Source organism: Streptomyces aidingensis, assembly GCF_900112355.1.
Classification (GTDB): Bacteria; Actinomycetota; Actinomycetes; order Streptomycetales; family Streptomycetaceae; genus Streptomyces; species Streptomyces aidingensis.
Map to the genome: position 1 here is coordinate 342358 of NZ_FOLM01000001.1, position 18942 is coordinate 361299.

An 18942-nucleotide genomic window follows, 5' to 3' on the forward strand; every position below is an offset into this window, starting at 1 on the left:
TCAGCGTTCTCCTTTTCCGCCGGCCGGGGCGGTGTCGGCCGGGTCGGCCGGCCGGTCGCCCCGGGCGTGAGCCGCCCCGGCGTCTTCGGAGGCGTCCGGGCTGTCCGGGCTGTCCGGGCCGCCGGGGTCACCGGCGCGGCTGTCCCGCTCCGTGCCCGCCTGCCGCTCCGGGGCATGCTCTCCGGTCCGTGCCGCGGCCTGGCGCGGCAGCCGGAGGGTGAAGACGGCGCCGCCCTCCGGGGCGTTGTGCGCGGTGATCTCCCCGCCGTGCAGATGGGCGTTCTCCAGCGCGATGGACAGCCCGAGCCCGCTGCCCTCGGACCGCGGCCGGGAGGCGCTCGCCTTGTAGAAGCGGTCGAAGACATGCGGCAGCACCTCGGCCGGGATGCCCGGCCCGTTGTCCGCCACCGCGATCACGACGTCGTCCCGCCCCTCGGCGCGGTCCTCGAAGACCGTGACCCGCACCGGCGAGCCGCCGTGCTTGAGCGCGTTGCCGATCAGATTGGCCAGCACCACGTCCAGCCGCCGCGGATCCAGCCGGGCCACCACGTCCCGCTCCCCGCTGACCTGGACCGCGTCCAGCCAGGCCCGGTCGTCCAGACAGGCGGTGATCTGGTCGACGATATTGACGTCGTCCAGCACCATCCGGGCGGTGCCCGCGTCGAACCGGGTGACCTCCATCAGATTCTCGACCAGCACATTGAGCCGCCTGGTCTCGCTCACCACGAGCTGCACCGCCGGCGCGATCATCGGGTCCAGCGAATCCACCTCGTCCTCCAGGACATCGGTGACCGCGGTGATCGCCGTCATCGGGGTGCGCAGTTCGTGCGACATGTCGGCGACGAAGCGGCGGCTGGCGGCCTCCCGGGCGCGCAGATCCGCCACCCGCTCCTCCAGGGCCGCCGCCGTCCGGTTGAAGGTCCGGGTCAGCTCGGCCAGTTCGTCCGCGCCGCGCTCCTCCAGCCGGGTGGACAGCTCGCCGTCGCCCAGCCGCCGGGCCGCGCTGTTCAGCCGCTGCACCGGGCGCAGCACGGTGGTGGCGGCGGTCTGCGCCAGGACCACCGAGCCCAGCAGGGCCAGCGCGGTCGCTATCCCCAGCGACCAGGCCAGCGAGTCGAGGTCGTCCTGCTCCGGTCCGAGGGTGGCCAGCATGTAGCCGGTGGGCCCGCCGCCCATCACCTGTGCGCCGCCCACCAGATAGGGCTCGCCGCCCATGGAGATCCGCTGCCAGTAGAGATGGAACGGCGCGGCCTCGGCGTCCGCCGGCGCGGTCCGCCGGGTGTGCACCGCCTCGGTCAGCGCATCCGGCACCATCTCCAGGGTGAAGGTGCGCGGATCGGACTGGGCCACGCAGACCGAGCCGTCGCTCATCTCCATCACCAGGACGACCTGGTAGCCCTGGGAGGTGGAGGCCAGCTCCCCGGCCGTGGAGCGCAGGGTGTGGCACGGCGGCTGGTCGGGCAGCGAACTCGCCCGCTGCTCCAGGGAGGTGCTGAAGTCGTTGAGGGCGGCGTTCTGGGAGCGGGTGAGCACCGCGTCCCGGGTGAGCCAGTAGGCGATGCCGGACACCGACACCGCCGCGATCAGCGCCACCAGCGCGAAGACCGTCACCAGCCGGAACCGCAGGCTGGTCAGGCGCAGGGCGCCCTGCCGCCAGCGCCGCAGCCGGCCGCCGGTCCCGCTCCCGGTGGCGCCGCCGGTCACTGCGGGGCGTCCAGCCGGTAACCCACACCGCGCACGGTGCGGATCAGCTTGGGCGAGGAGGGCACGTCCTCCACCTTGGCGCGCAGCCGCTGCACACAGGCGTCCACCAGACGGGAGTCGCCGAGATAGTCGTGCTCCCAGACCAGCCGCAGCAACTGCTGCCGGGACAGGGCCTGGCCGGGACGGCGGCTCAGCTCCAGCAGCAGCCGCAGTTCGGTCGGGGTGAGCTTCAGCTCCTGGCCGTTCTTGGTGACGGTCATGGCGGCCCGGTCGATCACTATGGCGCCGAACGCCGCCGAGTCGCTGGTCTCCCGCTCGCCGCGGCGCATCACGGCCCGTACCCGGGCGTCCAGCACCCGGATCTGCACCGGCTTGACCACATAGTCGTCGGCGCCGGACTCCAGGCCGACCACCACGTCGATGTCGTCGCTGCGCGCGGTGAGCAGAATGATCGGGAGCTGGTCGGTGCGGCGGATACGCCGGCACACCTCGAAGCCGTCGATGCCGGGCAGGCCCACGTCCAGCACGATGAGGTCCGGCCGCTGCTCGCGCAGCAGGCGCAGACCCTCTTCGCCGGAAGGCGCGGTGATCACCCGGTGCCCCTGGCGGGTCAGGCCCATCTCCAGGCCGGTGCGCACGGCGTCGTCATCCTCGATCAGCAACAGGAAAGCCACGCCGGTCATTCTGGCCCATGGCCCGGCCGGAGTACGAGCGTGCGGTCGTGAATGCCGGCCCGGGTGCCCGGTTCGTGGTGACATGTCGGCGGATTTCGCAGGTGGCGGCCGGACCGGCGGGCCGGCCGGGGGCGTGCCGGGCGGTGCCGGGCGCTGTGCGGAACCCCCCGGCTCCGCCTGTGACAGCGCTGTGACAGTCGGGGGACCCCGCGATGAAACTGGCCGGGCAGATTATTCCCCGACGGAACGCAGCGACGACTCCACGACGGGGGAGAGCGATGAGCGCACTGCAGAGCAAGCACACCGCAGTCGGCACCAACCGCTCGCACGCCACCGCGGTGGCGCACGTCCGCTGCGACAAGCCGTCCGGTGCGGCGAACAGGCTCGGGGGTCGTCGCGGCATCGGACACCAGCGTCCGGCGTATCTCGCGCTCGCCCAGGGGGAAGCGGGCAAGGGCGGGGACACGGCGGACACGCCGGCCGGGGGGCCGGCGGTACGGCGGCGGGGGGGCACCACCGCGTACGGGGAGGCAGCCGGGGGACACCGGCGCCCGGGGGGAGGCGCAGAGGCGGAGTTCACCGCCTATGTGCAGGAGCGCCGGGCCTCCCTGTACGCAGCCGCCTACCATCTGACCGGTGACCGGTACGAGGCCGAGGACCTGCTGCAGAACGCGCTGCTGTCCACCTACCGGGCCTGGGACCGGATCGCCGACAAGGCGGCGGTGGGCGGGTATCTGCGCCGGACCATGACCAATCTGCACATCAGTGCCTGGCGACGGCGCAAGCTCAACGAATATCCGACCGAGGAACTGCCGGAGACGGCGGGGGAGCTGGACAGCATGCGCGGCACCGAGCTGCGCACGGTGCTGTGGCAGGCGCTGGCGCGGCTGCCCGAGCAGCAGCGCACCATGCTGGTTCTGCGGTACTACGAGGGACAGACCGATCCGGAGATCGCCGACACGCTGAACATCAGTGTCGGCACCGTGAAGAGCAGCATCTGGCGCACGCTGCGCCGGCTGCGCGAGGACCGGGCACTCAGCCACGGGCGGGACCGCGAGGTGTCCTACGACGAGCTGGTTGCCTGAACGGCGGGGGCGATACAGGGGGCTCGCGCCGGGCTCCGGCCCGGCGCGGGAGGAAGCGGGGCAACCCGAGGGAAGGGGAAAACCGGGGGAACCGAGGGGGGACACCCGGGGGGAGCAAGGGGTCCGGTCGTCAGGGGGGCGACCGGGCCCCTTGCGCATGCCCGCCTCCGGTCCCGGGCCCGCCTCCGGGGCCCGGTCCCGTGCCCGTGACCGGGCACGGGACCGGTCGCGGCACGAACCTCCCGGCTCAGGGGAGCGGCGGCGGACCGGCGGCAGCGCCGGCGCCGTTGTGCAGGCGGGCGATGCGGGCCAGCGCCTCGTCACGGGCGCAGGGGTGGGCACCGAGCGCCATGTGCCGGGCCACGATGCCGTGCTCGGCACGCATCAGCAGCCAGCCGCGGCGCAGCAGGAACGGCACCGGTTTGCGCGCCTCGCGGATGTCCCGCAGCAGCCGGCGCCGGAAGGTGGTCAGCGGCCGGTTGCGCAGACAGATCGTGTCGGCGAGCAGCCCGAGCCGCGCACAGCGGCGGCCGATCTCCGCCGCGAAGATGCCCTCGGCCACAAACAGCGGGCTGCCGGTCAGGTCCAGTGTCCGCCGGCCGCTGCGGGCGCTCGCGGCGATGTCGTAGGCCGGGACGATGGCGCTGCCCCGGGTGCACAGCCGCACCACGGCGGCCATGGCGGCGTCGGCGTCCCAGGAGCCCGGGGAGTCCCAGTCCACCGCGCTGCCGTCGGCCAGCAGCGGCAGCGTCGGATCCCCGGCCTCCTTGTAGAAGTCGTCCAGCGGCAGCACCGGAAGCCCCGAGCGCCCGGCGAGCCGGGACTTGCCCGAGCCGGACGGACCCGTCAGCAGAATCGCCCGGGCCCGCGGTCCGGATCTCGGCGGCATGCCCTCACTCACCGGTTCACTCACGGGAGACCATTCTCGCCCGGCGCGGGCGGGCCGGGCCCGCCCGGGCGGGCCGCGGGGGCGTGGCGACCGCCACACCCGCGCGGAACCCCGGCCCGGCCGGTTCAGACACCCATCGGGTGCCAGACCGTCTTGGTCTCCAGGAAGGCCAGCAGGCGGTCGGTGGACTGCCCGGCCGTCCAGTCCTCCGCGCGGGGGCGGAACACCCGCTTGAGATTCTCCGCCGCGGCCTTCTCCAGCTCCCGGGCCAGGGCCGGGTCCGGCCCGGCGCCGGTGAGGTCGATGGCGTTGACGTCCTGGTGCGCGGCGAGCGGGCCGGCCAGTTCGGCGGTCCGGCCGGAGAGCACATTGACCACTCCGCCCGGTACGTCGGAGGTGGCCAGCACCTCGCCGAGGGAGAGCGCGGGCAGCGGCGCCGGTTCGGCGGCCACCACCACCGCCGTATTGCCGGTGGCGATCACCGGCGCCAGCACCGAGACCAGTCCCAGCAGGGACGACTCGGGCGGCGCCAGCACCGCCACCACGCCCGTCGGCTCGGGGGTGGAGAGATTGAAGTAGGGCCCCGCCACCGGATTGGCCGCGCCGGCGATCTGGGCCACCTTGTCGGACCAGCCCGCGTACCAGACCCAGCGGTCGACCGCGGCGTCCACCCGGGCGGCGGCCGTCCCGGGGGGCAGGCCCTCGGCGGCGGCCACCTCGGCGGCGAACTGCTCGCGGCGGCCCTGGAGCATCTCGGCCACCCGGTAGAGGATCTGGCCGCGGTTGTAGGCGGTCGCGCCCGACCAGCGGGGGAACGCCTTGCGGGCGGCCACCACCGCGTCCCGGGCGTCCTTGCGGGAGGCGCGCGGGGCGTTGGCCAGCCAGTCGCCGGCTGTGTCGGTCACCTGGTACACCCGCCCGCTCTCGGACCGGGGGAAGGCACCCCCGATGAACAGCTTGTACGTCCTGAATACGTTCAGCCGCACGGCCGTCGTCCGCTCCTCCCGCGGCCGGTCCGGCCGGTCCTGTCCGGTCCGCCCGGTCTGCTGCTCGTCGTGCCTGTCCTGCGTGCTCCCCTTCGGCGGCTTCTGCGACTTCTGGGGCTTCTGGGGCTTCTGTGCTTTCTGCGGCTTACCGGACATCGAGGTACGCCTCCAGACCGTGCCGGCCGCCCTCGCGGCCGAAGCCCGACTCCTGGTAGCCGCCGAAGGGCGAGGCGGGGTCGAACCTGTTGAAGGTGTTGGCCCAGACCACTCCGGCCCGCAGCCGGTCCGCCATCCACAGGATGCGTGAGCCCTTCTCCGTCCAGATCCCGGCGGACAGACCGTAGGGGGTGTTGTTCGCCTTGGCCACGGCCTCCTCCGGGGTACGGAAGGTCAGCACCGACAGCACCGGCCCGAAGATCTCCTCCTGCGCGATCCGGTGCGCCTGGGACACCCCGGTGAACAGGGTGGGCGCGAACCAGTAGCCGTCGGACGGCAGCTCGCACGGCACCGACCAGCGCTCGGCGCCCTCCGCCTCGCCCGCCTCGGTGAGCGAGGCGATCCGGGCGAGCTGCTCGGCCGAGTTGATCGCGCCGATGTCGGTGTTCTTGTCCAGCGGATCGCCCACCCGGAGGGTGGTCAGCCGCCGCTTGAGGGCCGCCAGCAGCTCCTCCTGCACGGACTCCTGCACCAGCAGCCGGGAGCCCGCGCAGCACACCTGGCCCTGATTGAAGAAGATGCCGCCCACGATGCCCTCGACCGCCTGGTCGAGGGGGGCGTCGTCGAAGACGATGTTGGCGCCCTTGCCGCCCAGCTCCAGGGTGAGCCGCTTGCCGGTACCGGCCACGGTGCGGGCGATCTCCTTGCCCACGGCGGTGGAGCCGGTGAAGGCGATCTTGTCCACGCCGGGATGCGCCACCAGATGGGCACCGGTGGTGCCGTCACCGGTGACGATGTTGACCACGCCGGCCGGCAGGCCCGCCTGACGGCAGATGTCCGCGAAGAACAGCGCGGACAGCGGGGTGGTCTCGGCCGGTTTGAGGACCACGGTATTGCCGCAGGCCAGCGCCGGGGCCACCTTCCAGGCCAGCATCAGCAGCGGGAAGTTCCACGGGATGACCTGCCCGGCCACGCCCAGCGGCTTCGGGTCCGTCCCGAACCCGGCGTGCGCCAGCTTGTCGGCCCAGCCGGCGTAGTAGAAGAAGTGCGCGGCGACCAGCGGCAGATCGGTGTCCCGGGATTCGCGGATCGGCTTGCCGTTGTCCCGGGTCTCCAGCACGGCCAGTTCGCGCGAGCGCTCCTGGATGATGCGGGCGATGCGGAACAGGTACTTGGCGCGCTCGGCGCCGGGCAGTCCCGCCCAGGCGGGAAAGGCGTCGCGGGCGGCGCGCACCGCGGCGTCCACATCCTCGGCGCCGCCGTAGGCCACCTCGCTCAGCGGCTCCTCGCTGGACGGGTCGAGGGTGGTGAAGGACTTGCCGTTGTGCGCCTCGCGGAACTCGCCGCCGATGTAGAGCCCGTAGGACGGGGCGATCTCCGCCAGATCGCGGGACTCGGGCGCCGGCGCGTAGGCGAAGCCCGGCAGCGGCCCGGGCGCGGAGCGCGGTCCGGCCGGTGTGATCGGTGTTGCCGTGGTGGTCGGTGTGGTCGTTGCGGTCGGCTGCTCGGTCATAGCGGCTCAGTCCACCGTCACGTAGTCGGGGCCGGAGTAGCGCCCGGAGCTGAGCTTCTGGCGCTGCATCAGCAGGTCGTTCAGCAGGCTGGAGGCGCCGAACCGGAAGCGGTCGGGGCTCAGCCAGTCGGCGCCCAGGGTCTCGTTCACCAGCACCAGGTAGCGGATGGCGTCCTTGGTGGTGCGGATGCCGCCGGCCGGTTTCACGCCCACCCGGGTGCCGGTGGCGGCGTGGAAGTCGCGCACCGCCTCCAGCATCAGCAGGGTGCCGGGCAGGGTGGCGTTGACGGCGACCTTGCCGGTGGAGGTCTTGATGAAGTCGGCCCCGGCCAGCATGGCCAGCCAGGAGGCGCGCCGGATGTTGTCGTAGGTGGCCAGCTCGCCGTTCTCGAAGATCACCTTGAGGTGGGCGTCCGGCTCCCCGCCGGGCCGGGCGCATTCCGCCTTGACCGCCCGGATCTCGTCGTGGACCTGGAGATAGCGGCCGGAGAGAAAGGCCCCGCGGTCGATCACCATGTCGATCTCGTCGGCGCCGGCGGCCACCGCGTCCCGGGTGTCGGCCAGCCTGACCGGCAGGGCGGCCCGGCCGGACGGGAAGGCGGTGGCCACCGAGGCCACCTTGATCTCCGTTCCGGCCAGCGCCTGCCGGGCCACCGGGACCATGTCCGGGTAGACGCAGACGGCCGCCACCCGGGGCGTGCTGCGGTCGGCCGGGTCGGGGACGCGGCCCTTGGCGCACAGCGACCGGACCTTGCCGGCGGTGTCGGCGCCCTCCAGTGTGGTCAGGTCGACCATGGAGATGGCCAGGTCGATGGCGTATGCCTTGGCCGTGGTCTTGATCGAACGGGTGGCCAGGGCGGCGGCGCGGGCCTGGAGGCCGACGGCGTCGACCCCGGGCAGGCCGTGCAGAAAGCGGCGCAGCGCGGCGTCCGAGGCGGCCACGTCCGCGAACGCGGAGGCTGTCTGTGGCATGGTCACCAGGGGAGCATATCTACGCGCGTAGCCACCTGTCATCCCCCGGAACGGGCGCAGCACGGCCCGGTGCCCGGCCGGGAAGAAGGAAAAAGCCGCCGGGGAGCGACAACGCGAGCGGGTGAAACGGTGGTCTGGAGAGCTGAGGGGGTGCCCGATGCACGCGGATGTCGAAGAGGAATTCCGGGCCTTTGTGCGCAGCCGCTGGCCCAGGCTGGTGAGCACGGCCTATCTGCTGACCGGTGATCTGCACCATGCCGAGGATGTGGCGCAGACCGCTCTTACCAAGGCGTACCGCTCCTGGAACCGGGTGCGCCGGAGCGACAATCCGGACGCCTATGTGCGGCGGATCCTGGTCACCAGCCACAAGGACCGGTTCCGCAAGCGCCGTGTGGCGGAGCGGCTCACGGACGCCCTGCCGGATGTCGCCGACGGGCGCGATCCGCTGTCCGCCAGCGAGCAGCGGCAGGAGCTCATGGCCGCGCTGGCCACCCTGTCCTCCCGGCAGCGGACGGTGGTCGTCCTGCGGTACTGGGAGGACATTCCGGAAGCCGAGGTGGCCCAGGCGCTCGGCTGCTCGGTCGGCACGGTGAAGAGCCAGGCATCCAGGGCGCTCGCCCGTCTCCGCGGGGCGCTCCGGGAAAGTCCCACGGTGTTCGCCGCCCAAGGTGAGGAGAGGAAGAACACACGATGACAGAGACACCGGCCGAGGCCAGGCTCCGCGAGATGCTGAGCCGTCAGACCGAGATGCTCTCCCCGCGGGAGGCACCGTACGAGACGATCGTCCGCAAGGGCCGGGCCGCCCGGCAGCGCGGCCGGGTGGCCATGGGGGCCGGGATGGCCCTGCTGGTCGCCCTGCCCGGCACGGTCTATGCGGGCCAGCTGCTCGGTGACCGGGCGGAGGTCACCCCGGGCGCCGCCCCCGGCGGGCCGACGGAGGCCCCCGCGAGCGGAGAGCCCGACGCCCTGGAGACCACCGGCCCCGACTCCGGCACCGATTCCGGCACCGATTCCGGCACCGATTCCGGCACCGATTCCGGCACCGATTCCGGCACCGATTCCGGCACCGATTCCGGCACCGGCACCGAGGAGGGGAGCGGGCCCGGGGCCACGGTCCAGCCGCCCTCCGATCCCGCACGCCAGCTGCTGGACGGCATCACCCTGGCCCAGGCACAGGCGGATGTGCAGGCCTGCATCGCGGACCACTGGGCGAGGCAGGAGGAGGACGAGGGCCTGCTCGGGTCGCCGGGAATCCCCGAGCCCGACCCGGAGGACCTGCGCATCCTGGCCGCCTGGCAGAGCCCCGGCGGGGTGAACCAGGGCCCGGGGCCGATCCGCCGCGTGATGGTGGTCCCCGCCGACCCGGACGCCGATGCGCCCCACAACTTCGTGTGCTCCAAGTGGCCCGGCGACGAGACCGGTTTCTACGGCTTCTACAACGGGTTCTCCACCCGCGCGGAGCTCCGGGAGCTGGACATGGTGATCGACTCACGGGCCACCGCCCGGTACGAGACCGCCGAGGAAGGGATCGACGGCAACTGGGAGATGCCCTTCCGCTGGGTGAAGTTCGGCAGCTTCACGGAGGAGGTCGAGGAGGTCACCGTGGAGTATGGCGGCAGCACCCATGAGGTGATCTACGACGCCGGCTTCTTCCTGGCCTCCGGAATACTCCAGGAGGTGCCGGACGCCTACCCGGTGCTCAAGGCGTACGGCGCCGACGGCGAGCTGCTCTACGACTCCACGCTGGACCCGCTGTACCCGAACTGACCGCCGCCGGTCCGGGCCCGGGGAGGACGCCTGTGTGCAGGAGGCGGCCCTCCCCGGGGCCGGTACCCGCCGGGTGCGGCACAATCGGTGGCATGAGCAGCCAGCCCCCGGCCAGCGGCCCCTCCGACCACGGCGGGGACGAGCCGTCCTACGCCGACCGCGTCTACCGCTCCGGCAGCGCCCTCGCCGGCGGGGTTCTGATGCTGGCGGTCGCCGTGTGGCTGGGCGGTGACGCGGTGCTCCGCGGCGACGGACGGGTCCCGGTGGTCTCCCTGGCCGCCCTGCTGGTGGCCGTCCCGCTGATCGTGGCCATGACCCTCCGCCCGGCGGTCTACGCCGGTGAGCGGCGGATCCGCATCCGGAACCCCTTCCGCACCGTCGTCGCCCCCTGGTCCGCCGTGGAGACGGTCCGCGCCCGGTACTCCACCGAGCTGGTGGCGCAGGGCCGCACCTACCAGATGTGGTCCATCCCGGTCTCGCTGCGCGCCCGCTCCAGGGCCCAGCGGCACAACCAGCGGCTTGCTTCCGGCGAGTCCCCGCGCCGTGGCCTGTTCGGCGTCAGCGCTCCCAGCCCCGACGACTACCAGGAGCGCACCGCGCCGGCCGATGTGGCCGTCCGCGAGCTGCGCGAGCTGGCCGAGCGGCACCGCGAGGAGCCCGAGGCCCGGGGCGAGGTCACCACCCGCTGGTCCTGGGAACTCCTCGCCCCCATGGCCGCCGGCCTCGTCCTCCTCCTCATCCTCTGGATCACCGCCTGAGCGGTCCTCCGTCGGCCGTCACCATCATGCCACTCCCAGCTCGAGCGTGGTCTGTGCGCCGGGCGGCATGGTGAGATAGGGGAGGATGTCCGCCTTGGTGACGTAGTCGCGGCGGCCGTCCGCCACGCGCCAGGTGTCGCGCAGCGGGCGGAGCCGCAGGGCCCGGGCCATGTTGCCGTTCTTCAGCCTGAGGACTGCGGTGTCGGCGAAGAGCAGGTCGTCCGGCCGCACGAGCTGGACCACGCCCGGCGAATGGGTATTGATCAGCACCTGCCGGAAGGGGTTGTCGGCATCCGGCGTGATGGTGGGATCCACCGCCAGGTCCTGGACCAATTCCACCATCGGGACGAGATTGGCCGGGTGGATGCCGTTCTCCGGTTCCTCCATGCAGATCATGCCGCGTACCGAGGGATCCTCCAGCAGTACGCAGAGAGCGAGAAAGCGGAGTGTGCCTTCGGAGAGGCTGCGGGCGGGCAGCAGCATGCCGTCCAGTTCCCGCACCTGAACCGTGAGAAGTTTCCGTACCACATCCTGGTCCACATCCAACTCGCCGATGTGCACCCCTGTCAGGTCCGACAGCCGCCCGGCGACGCGGGCGAAGACCTGCTCGGGGTCGCCTGCCGCGCTGTGCGCCACCCGGTACAGCGCGGCCGGGAGATGCGCGCCGTCCACGCCCATGACCTGCGCTGCCGCGCTCGCCGTGCACGCCTCTCACCTCCTGCGCCGCCTCGATCATTGACCTGTCGGCGAGGAGAGAGAGGAACTGGATCGCGTCGAAGACGTTCGACTTCCCGGTGCCGTTCTCGCCGGCGATGCAGGTGAAGGGCCCGAAGTCGATGGCGAGGCCGAGCAGGTTCTTGAACCCGTGGACCTCAAGTCGGGTGAGCATCGGCAGTCGCCTCCGGCGCGTCGGAGGGCACGTCGCCGCCCAGCGTAGGCCGTCCGGGACCGGCGTGGATCACCATTCCCGGCCCGGCGGGGTCCACCCAGGCGGTGAGCGAGCCGCCTGCGCCGCCCTGCGGGATTCCGGAGGGCGGTGGGCCGGTGGGCGGTGGGGCGGCGGCCTTGTAAAAGGACTGTCGGGGAAAGGACCTTCCCACCCACCCACCAGCAAAGTCGTCACCCGATAGGGGGACTTCGCTGTGACCGGGGATGTGCGCGGGGCTATCGTCACGGCAGACAACCGCAGAAAAGACTTCGGCCCCCGTGCGGGACTGGCATCCCGCCGAGGGCCTGACCTCTCAGGAAGGCAACTCTTCCCGATGGCTACCGCCAAGGTTAGCGCGCCTGCGTCCGGGCTCCGGCACGTACGGGCGAAGCACACCAAGAACTTCACGATTCTTTTGAATCAGTTGCTCCAGCGTCCCGGGAGCGCGGTGACGGTCGGCGTCGCCGGGTACCTGCTCTCGCTGCCGGAGGGCACGCCGGTGAGTGTGGAGCGGCTGGCCCGTCACTTCGCCGAGGGAACCACGCGCATTCGGCGGGCGCTCAACGAGCTGGAGGCCGAGGGCTATCTGGCGCGTGAGCTGGTACGGGCGGCCGACGGCACCGTGCGCACCTGCTATGTGGTGTACCACCGGCCGCAGGCAGCTGCCACCGACGCACATGTCGTCCCGGCGCCGCGTACCCGGCGGCCTCCGGCCAAGGCCCGGGCGCCCGAGTTCCCGGCGCCCTCGGCGCCTCCGGCACCCGCGCCGGAGCCGGAGGGGGAGGCGGCGAGTGAGCGGGCGCCGGCGGTACTGGTGGGGCTGCGGGACCGTGATCCGCGCCTGTACCTGTCCGAACGGGAGGTCCGGGAGCTCGCCCCGGCGGTGGACACCTGGCTGCTGCGTGGCGCAACCCCGGCGCAGATCACCCGGACGCTTACCGCCGGCCTGCCGCAGCCGCTCACCCACCGCCCGGCCCGGCTGCTCGCCTTCCGCCTGCGGGAGTTCCTGCCGCCGCCCCTCCCCGCAGCCGATCCCCCTCCGGTGCTTCCCGCCCCGCCCCCGCCGCTGCGGACATGTACCGGGTGCCATGAGGTGATGCTGCGCAGTGCGACGCAGACGCGCTGCCGGGCGTGCCGTGGAGAGCCATGGCCGGGCGGACAGGCGCTGCGAGATTGACCGCCGGGGTTTCCCATGTCGCTTCGCGAGCTGGGCGACAAGGTGTGCAGCGACCACAGTCACCCGGGAAAGACGGAGAGGGCAGCATCCCTGGGCGGCCCCGAACTGATCCGCGCGCTCGACAACTTCTACGGCACCACGCGTCTGGAGGTCCGGTGGGGCCTGGCGAATGAGGACCTGGAACGGTTCGAGAAGCGTTATTCCCGTTGCCCCCCATCTCACCCGGCCATTGCATGTGCCGTTGCCGTCCGTCTTGGAGTAACGACACCGGTCCTGGTGAACGTCTTCCGGTCAGAGGCCGGCGGTGCGGGCGAGGTCGCGTTTGAGGTGGTCGAGGATGCCGCGTGCCTCGCTGCGGGCGGCGCTCAGCTCGGCGGGGGAGGCCACCGGCAGGCGGACCTCCAGGTAGCACTTGAGCTTGGGCTCGGTGCCGCTGGGGCGGACGATGACGCGGGCATCGTCCAGGGTGAGGCGCAGGCCGTCGGTCGGGGGCAGGCCGCCGCCGCCGAGGGAGAGGTCCTCGAAGCGGCGCACGGGGCGGCCGGCGAGTTCGGCGGGCGGGTGCTCGCGCAGGCGGCGCAGGGCGGCGGTGATGAGGGAGAGGTCCTTGACCCGGACGGAGAGCTGGTCGGTGGCGTGCAGGCCGTGCCGGACGGCGAGCTCGTCGAGGAGGCCGGTCAGGGTGCGGCCCTCGGCCTTGAGTTCGCTCGCGAGCTCGGCGATGGCCAGGGCGGCGGTGATGCCGTCCTTGTCGCGGACCCCGGCCGGGTCGACGCAGTAGCCGAGGGCTTCCTCGTAGCCGTAGGCCAGGCCGGGGACGCGGGCCAGCCACTTGAAGCCGGTGAGGGTGGAGCGGAAGGGGCGGCCGGCTGCCGCGGCCATCTTCTCGACCAGGGAGGAGGAGACGATCGAGGCGGCGAATGTGCCGGTGACGCCCTGGCGCAGCAGATGGGCGGCGAGCAGGGCGCCGACCTGGTCGCCGTGCAGCATGCGCCAGCCGGAGGGGCCGCGCTCGTCGGGGACGGCGACGGCGCAGCGGTCGGCGTCCGGGTCGTTGGCCAGGATCAGGTCCGGGGAGTCCAGCGCGTACCGGGCGGCGGTCTCGTAGGACAGGTCCATGGCCCCGGGTTCCTCCGGGTTGGGGAAGGTCACGGTGGGGAAGTCCGGGTCGGGCGCGGCCTGGGCCTCGACCATGACCGGGGCGGGGAAACCGGCCCGGGTGAAGGCTTCGGTGAGGACGGCCCCGCCGACCCCGTGCAGCGGGGTGTAGACGACCCGGGCGGTGCGCGGGGAGCCGGGGGTGAGGACGGCGGCGGTGCGGTCGAGATAGGCCTCGACGGTGTCCTCGCCCAGGGTCTCCCAGCCGGAGTCGGGCAGCGGGATGCCGGTGAGGGAGCCGATGGCGGCGATCTCGGCGGCGATGTCGGCGTCGGCGGGCGGCACGATCTGGCTGCCCTCGCCGAGGTAGACCTTGTAGCCGTTGTCGCGCGGCGGGTTGTGGCTGGCGGTGACGGCCACTCCGGCGACCGCGCCCAGATGGCGGATGGCGAAGGCCAGCACGGGGGTGGGCAGCGGGCGGGGGAGGAGCACGGCGCGCAGTCCGGCGCCGGTCAGCACGGCGGCGGTGTCGCGGGCGAAGTCGGCGCTGTAGTGGCGGGCGTCCCGGCCGATGACCACCAGCCCGGGGGCGCCGTCGTCGGCGGGCCGCTTGCGCAGATAGGCGGCGAGTCCGGCGGCGGCGCGGATGACCACGGCGCGGTTCATCCGCATGGGCCCGGCGCCCAGTTCGCCGCGCAGCCCGGCGGTGCCGAACTGGAGGGTGCCGGAGAAGCGTTCGGCCAGCGCGGCGGTGTCGCCGCGGTCGATGAGGGCGGCCAGTTCGGCCCGGGTGGCGGGGTCCGGGTCCTCGGCGAGCCAGGCGTGGGCGCGCCGCAGCAGCTCGGCGGAACCGGCGGAACCGGCGGAACCGGCGGAACCGGCGGAACCGGCGGAGCCGGCCGGGGCGGGGGCGGGGTCAGCGGTCATCGGGGGCAGCCTCTCAGATGCGGCCGAGTACCTGGGACAGGAGCGCGCCCATCCGGGCGGCCGAGTCGCGCCCGGCCCGGAGGACCTCCTCGTGGTTGAGCGGCTCGCCCGTGATGCCCGCGGCGAGATTGGTGACCAGGGAGATGCCCAGCACCTCGGCCCCGGCCTCGCGGGCGGCGATGGCCTCCAGCACGGTGGACATGCCGACCAGATCGCCCCCGATGGCGCGGACCATGTTGATCTCGGCCGGCGTCTCGTAGTGCGGGCCGGTGAACTGCACGTAGACCCCTTCCTCCAGGGTGGGGTCCACCTCCCGGCACAGCGCGCGCAGCCGCCGCGAGTAGAGGTCGGTCAGATCGACGAACTTGGCGCCGGCGATGGGGGAGACGCCGGTGAGGTTGATGTGGTCGCTGATCAGAACGGGCCGGCCGGGACGCATGCCGGCCCGCAGGCCGCCGCAGCCGTTGGTGAGGACCACGGTCTTGCAGCCGGCCGCCGCGGCGGTGCGCACCCCGTGGGCGACGGCGGCCACGCCGCGGCCCTCGTAGAAGTGGGTGCGGCCGAGGAAGACGAGTGCGCGCTTGCTGCCGATGCGGTACGAGCGGACGCGGCCGGCGTGCCCGGCGACCGTGGGCGGCGGGAAGCCGGGCAGGTCGGTGACCGGGAACTCGTGCTCGGGTGTGCCCAGGGCATCGGCCGCGGGGACCCAGCCGGAGCCCATCACCAGGGCCACGTCATGGCCGGCGGCGCCGGTCAGCTCGCGCAGGCGCGCGGCCGCCGCGTCGGCCGTCTCCGAAATCTCAGAAGCGTTCACGGACTGAGCCTAACCGGTTTTTGCCTACGCGCGTAGATGCGGGTCGGGCACCGGCCATCACCAGCCGGAAACCAGCCACCGCCCGCACCCCCGGCGGTGGCCGCGCGGCGGATCAGCAGGGGCGCTTGCGGAGTTCCATGACGTAGTCGTGCGGGGCGCCGGCGGATTCCGCGGCGTCGGCGATCTCGCCCAGGTAGCGGGCCGAGGGCAGCCCGCCCTCATAGCCGTTGAGCACATACACAAAGGTCCGCAGATCGCCCTCCAGGGTGTGCACCGTGACCGGGTGGCGGCGGTAGATGCCGAGATCCACGCCCTCCCAGCGGTCCAGCGCCTCCTGGTCCACCGGCGCGACGTCGTACACCCCGGTGAAGACCTGGGAGCCGGGCTCCTCCACGATGGTGGCCAGGGCGCCGTCCCAGCCCATGTGTTCACCGCCGAAGGTGAGCCGCCAGCCCGTCAGCCAGCCCACGCAGCGCAGCGGCGAATGCGGCGCGCGCCGCGACATCAGACGGGCGTCAAGGTTTCCCGCGTAGGCGGCGTAGAGCTCCATGGCTCCCCTCTCGAAGGGACGGACGTCGCCCTCAGTGTCGGCACCCTCTCGCGGTGCCGCCAGCCGAGCGGTGGCCGCATGCCCGTCGGCGCCGGGAGCCGGGCGGAAGCGGCCACGCAGGGCAGGGTACGGGAAGGCGGCCGTCGGACGCCCGGCAGGCGGGCCGGCCGGCGGCGAGCCGGGGTCACAGCCCCCGCCCGGCCGGGTGTGAGCTGTGCGGTGGATTCGGTCTCGATCCCGGCCCCGGCGAGAGATCGTCCACCGGGTGCGAGAGACTGAGGCATGTGACTCGGATCGTGATCATCGGTGGCGGACCCGGCGGATACGAGGCGGCGCTGGTGGCGGCGCAGCTCGGCGCCGAGGTGACGGTAGTCGACCGCGACGGGCTGGGCGGCGCGTCGGTGCTGACCGACTGTGTGCCGTCCAAGACCCTGATCGCCACCGCCGAGGTGATGACCAGCTTCGAGTCCTCGCACGAGGAGCTGGGCATCACCCTGGCGGACGGCGGCCGGCCGGCCGCGGGCCGGGTGCTGGGCGTGGATCTGGGCAAGGTCAACCGCAGAGTCAAACAGCTCGCGCTCGCCCAGTCGCATGACATCACCGCCTCCGTCACCCGGGCGGGGGTGCGGGTGCTGCGCGGCCTGGGCCGGCTGGACGGTCCGCAGGCCGCCGACGGCTCGCGCCGGGTGATCGTCACCGGCGGCGCGGACGGGCCCCGGGAACTGATGGCGGACTGCGTGCTGATCGCCACCGGCGGCCATCCCCGGGAGCTGCCGGACGCCCGCCCGGACGGCGAGCGGATTCTCAACTGGACCCAGGTGTACGAGCTGGGCGAGCTGCCGCGCGAGCTGATCGTGGTCGGCTCCGGGGTGACCGGCGCCGAGTTCGCCGGCGCCTACCAGGCGCTGGGCTCCCGGGTCACCCTGGTCTCCTCCCGGGACCGGGTGCTGCCGGGCGAGGACCCGGACGCCGCCGCCGTGCTGGAGGAGGTCTTCCGGCGGCGCGGCATGAATGTGATGGCCCGCTCCCGGGCCGCCGCGGCCAAGCGGGTGGCCGGTCCGGGCGGCGAGGAGCGGGTGGAGGTGACGCTCTCCGACGGGCGCACCATCTCGGGCACCCACTGCCTGGTGGCGGTCGGGGCGGTGCCCAACACCGGCGACATGGGCCTGGAGGAGGCCGGGGTGCGGCTGAAGGACTCCGGCCACATCCGCACCGACCGGGTCTCGCGCACCTCGGCGCCCGGGGTGTACGCGGCCGGCGATGTGACCGGGGTGCTGGCGCTGGCCTCGGTGGCGGCCATGCAGGGCCGGATCGCGATGTACCACGTCCTCGGGCACGCGGTGGCGCCGCTGGACCTCAACACGGTCTCGGCGAACATCTTCACCGATCCGGAGATCGCCACCGTCGGCTACACCCAGCAGGATGTGGACGAGGGCCGGATCGACGCCCGGGCGGTGAAGCTGCCGCTGGTGCGCAACGCCCGCGCCAAGATGCAGGGCATCCGGGACGGCTTTGTGAAGCTGTTCTGCCGGCCCGGCACGGGGATCGTGGTGGGCGGGGTGGTGGTCGCCCCGCGGGCCAGCGAGTTGATCCATCCGATTTCGGTCGCGGTGGACAACAGCCTGACCGTTGAGCAGATCGCAAAAGCGTTCACGGTGTACCCGTCTTTGTCGGGTTCGATCGCCGAGGCGGCGCGTCAGCTCCAGACCGGGAAGGCCGAGCAACTGCCCTGACCGGCTGTCAGAAGGGCGTTGTCGCAGGTTGGTCGGGGTGGCCGAAGATTCGGGCGGCGGCCGGCCCCGGGAAAGTCGCCCTATACCACATCAAGGGCACATCAGGGGACAGGTTCCGAGTATTTGCGTAACCTGCTGAAACCACCCGCTCTCTGGCGTTACCGTCGGTTTTGTGTTCGCTGCAGAACGTCGCCAGATGATCCTCGAAATGGTGCGGGCCAACGGAGCCGTGTCGCTCCGTGAGCTCGCCCGTGTTGTCCAGACCTCGGAAGTGACCGTACGTCGTGACGTCCGCGCACTGGAGGCGGAAGGACTGCTCGACCGCAGGCACGGGGGTGCGGTCCTGCCCGGTGGGCTCACCAGGGAAGCGGGCTTCCCGCAGCGCTCCCTGGCCGCCAGCGCCGAGAAGGCCGCCATCGCCGAGTACGCCTCCGGCCTGGTCCGGGAGGGCGAGGCCATTGTGCTGGGTGCCGGGACCACCACCCAGGAGCTGGCCCGCCGGCTGGCCCGCATCCCGGGGCTGACCGTGGTCACCAACTCCCTGCTGGTGGCCCAGGCCCTGGCCCACGCCAACCGGGTGGAGGTGGTGATGACCGGCGGGACCCTGCGCGGTTCCAACTACGCCCTGGTGGGCAGCGGGGCCGAGCAGTCCCTGCACGGGCTGCGGGTCTCCCGGGCCTTCCTCTCCGGGGCCGGGCTGACCGCCGCCCGGGGGCTGTCCACCTCCAACATGCTCTCCTCCAGCGTGGACCGTGCGCTGGTCGACGCCGCCGCCGAGGTGGTGGTGCTGGCCGACCACACCAAGCTGGGCGCCGACACCATGTTCCAGACCGTACCGACCGACATGATCAGCCAGCTGGTCACCAACCAGCCGCCGCCGGAGGCCGGCCGGGCCGCCGCCGAACTGGAGGCCCTGGCCGACCAGGGAGTGCGCGTCTCGGTGGCGGTGGGCGGCGAGGGCGCCCCGCCGGCCCCGGGCCGGCCCGGGGCCCAGCCGCCGCACCCGCATCCGCACCCGCACCACCGGGAGCTTGCCGTGCCGGGCCCGCGGGGCGCGGCGGCGGCGCTCGGCGGCGGCCCCGCTCCGATGCCGCGCCGGGCCTGACGTCCGACCGGCACCGGGCAGTCCGCCGCGCAACCGGCGCAGCCCCGGACCGGCCGGCCGGTCCCCTCGCCGGCACCGCTCGCACCCGTTCCGATCCCCCCACCCG

Annotated in this window: 17 protein-coding genes and 1 pseudogene; 7 read left to right on the plus strand and 11 right to left on the minus strand. The window is 73.0% G+C overall.

The features are described 5' to 3' along the window. A complete protein-coding gene (locus tag BM242_RS01585) occupies positions 1–1704 on the minus strand; it encodes a sensor histidine kinase (protein WP_425443788.1) in 1704 nt (567 codons plus the stop codon). Then, entirely contained in the window at positions 1701–2378 is a 678-nt protein-coding gene (locus tag BM242_RS01590) for a response regulator transcription factor (RefSeq protein WP_175541204.1), read from the minus strand. Before BM242_RS01590 ends, BM242_RS01585 begins: the two co-directional genes overlap by 4 nt. A 278-nt stretch (positions 2379–2656) precedes the next feature. On the opposite strand from BM242_RS01590, the gene BM242_RS01595 reads away from it, so the two are divergent. Next, on the plus strand, positions 2657–3463 hold the full coding sequence (locus BM242_RS01595; RefSeq protein WP_245833734.1) for a SigE family RNA polymerase sigma factor: 807 nt from the start codon (positions 2657–2659) through the stop codon (positions 3461–3463). Positions 3464–3710: 247 nt separating this feature from the next. Here the strand turns inward: BM242_RS01595 and BM242_RS01600 are convergent, their stop codons facing one another. The 4 genes from BM242_RS01600 to deoC all read right to left on the minus strand — a co-directional run bounded on the left by BM242_RS01600 (position 3711) and on the right by deoC (position 7979). Then, complete coding sequence (locus tag BM242_RS01600; protein ID WP_093836761.1) at positions 3711–4352, minus strand: ATP-binding protein; 642 nt, start codon at positions 4350–4352, stop codon at positions 3711–3713. Between the two features lie 125 nt (positions 4353–4477). Continuing rightward, positions 4478–5338: an aldehyde dehydrogenase family protein gene (locus BM242_RS01605; protein WP_425443789.1), complete on the minus strand. Its 861-nt coding sequence runs from the start codon at positions 5336–5338 to the stop codon at positions 4478–4480. Positions 5339–5483: 145 nt separating this feature from the next. Continuing rightward, positions 5484–7007 (minus strand): aldehyde dehydrogenase family protein, encoded by a 1524-nt coding sequence (locus BM242_RS01610; protein WP_093836763.1) that lies wholly within the window; start codon positions 7005–7007, stop codon positions 5484–5486. 6 nt (positions 7008–7013) lie between these two features. Beyond that, positions 7014–7979, minus strand: a complete 966-nt coding sequence (deoC, locus tag BM242_RS01615) for a deoxyribose-phosphate aldolase (protein WP_245833805.1) — start codon at positions 7977–7979, stop codon at positions 7014–7016. Between the two features lie 157 nt (positions 7980–8136). On the opposite strand from deoC, the gene BM242_RS01620 reads away from it, so the two are divergent. From BM242_RS01620 to BM242_RS01630, 3 genes are all read left to right on the plus strand, one after another. Beyond that, the gene (locus BM242_RS01620) at positions 8137–8673 is read left to right on the plus strand and encodes a SigE family RNA polymerase sigma factor (protein ID WP_093836764.1); all 537 of its coding nucleotides are present in this window, start codon (positions 8137–8139) and stop codon (positions 8671–8673) included. Further along, entirely contained in the window at positions 8670–9746 is a 1077-nt protein-coding gene (locus BM242_RS28325) for a hypothetical protein (protein WP_107365068.1), read from the plus strand. Before BM242_RS01620 ends, BM242_RS28325 begins: the two co-directional genes overlap by 4 nt. A gap of 92 nt (positions 9747–9838) precedes the next feature. Beyond that, positions 9839–10504, plus strand: a complete 666-nt coding sequence (locus BM242_RS01630; protein WP_093836765.1) for a PH domain-containing protein — start codon at positions 9839–9841, stop codon at positions 10502–10504. Positions 10505–10528: 24 nt separating this feature from the next. On the opposite strand, the gene BM242_RS01635 is transcribed toward BM242_RS01630, so the two are convergent. Together BM242_RS01635 and BM242_RS31010 are read right to left on the minus strand one after the other, a co-directional pair. Then, positions 10529–11176 (minus strand): AAA family ATPase, encoded by a 648-nt coding sequence (locus BM242_RS01635; RefSeq protein WP_245833735.1) that lies wholly within the window; start codon positions 11174–11176, stop codon positions 10529–10531. Positions 11177–11321: 145 nt separating this feature from the next. After that, a pseudogene (locus tag BM242_RS31010) lies at positions 11322–11393 on the minus strand (hypothetical protein); the annotation flags it as partial. 373 nt (positions 11394–11766) lie between these two features. Here BM242_RS31010 and BM242_RS01640 point away from each other — a divergent pair. Continuing rightward, positions 11767–12609, plus strand: a complete 843-nt coding sequence (locus BM242_RS01640; RefSeq protein ID WP_093836766.1) for a hypothetical protein — start codon at positions 11767–11769, stop codon at positions 12607–12609. Between the two features lie 291 nt (positions 12610–12900). Here BM242_RS01640 and BM242_RS01645 read toward each other — a convergent pair whose 3' ends face one another. The 3 genes from BM242_RS01645 to BM242_RS01655 all read right to left on the minus strand — a co-directional run bounded on the left by BM242_RS01645 (position 12901) and on the right by BM242_RS01655 (position 15998). Further along, complete coding sequence (locus BM242_RS01645; protein WP_093836767.1) at positions 12901–14634, minus strand: phospho-sugar mutase; 1734 nt, start codon at positions 14632–14634, stop codon at positions 12901–12903. A 13-nt stretch (positions 14635–14647) separates the two neighbouring features. Next, complete coding sequence (locus tag BM242_RS01650) at positions 14648–15448, minus strand: purine-nucleoside phosphorylase (RefSeq protein WP_093836768.1); 801 nt, start codon at positions 15446–15448, stop codon at positions 14648–14650. A 112-nt stretch (positions 15449–15560) separates the two neighbouring features. Continuing rightward, entirely contained in the window at positions 15561–15998 is a 438-nt protein-coding gene (locus tag BM242_RS01655; RefSeq protein ID WP_093836769.1) for a gamma-glutamylcyclotransferase, read from the minus strand. Positions 15999–16273: 275 nt separating this feature from the next. Between BM242_RS01655 and BM242_RS01660 the strand changes: the two genes are divergently transcribed. Both BM242_RS01660 and BM242_RS01665 read left to right on the plus strand, forming a co-directional pair. Continuing rightward, positions 16274–17731 carry an NAD(P)H-quinone dehydrogenase gene (locus tag BM242_RS01660; RefSeq protein ID WP_093837279.1) on the plus strand — a complete coding sequence of 486 codons (1458 nt, stop codon included), beginning with the start codon at positions 16274–16276 and terminating at the stop codon, positions 17729–17731. A 172-nt stretch (positions 17732–17903) separates the two neighbouring features. Beyond that, positions 17904–18836 carry a DeoR/GlpR family DNA-binding transcription regulator gene (locus BM242_RS01665; protein WP_281254653.1) on the plus strand — a complete coding sequence of 311 codons (933 nt, stop codon included), beginning with the start codon at positions 17904–17906 and terminating at the stop codon, positions 18834–18836. Positions 18837–18942 lie beyond the last annotated feature (106 nt).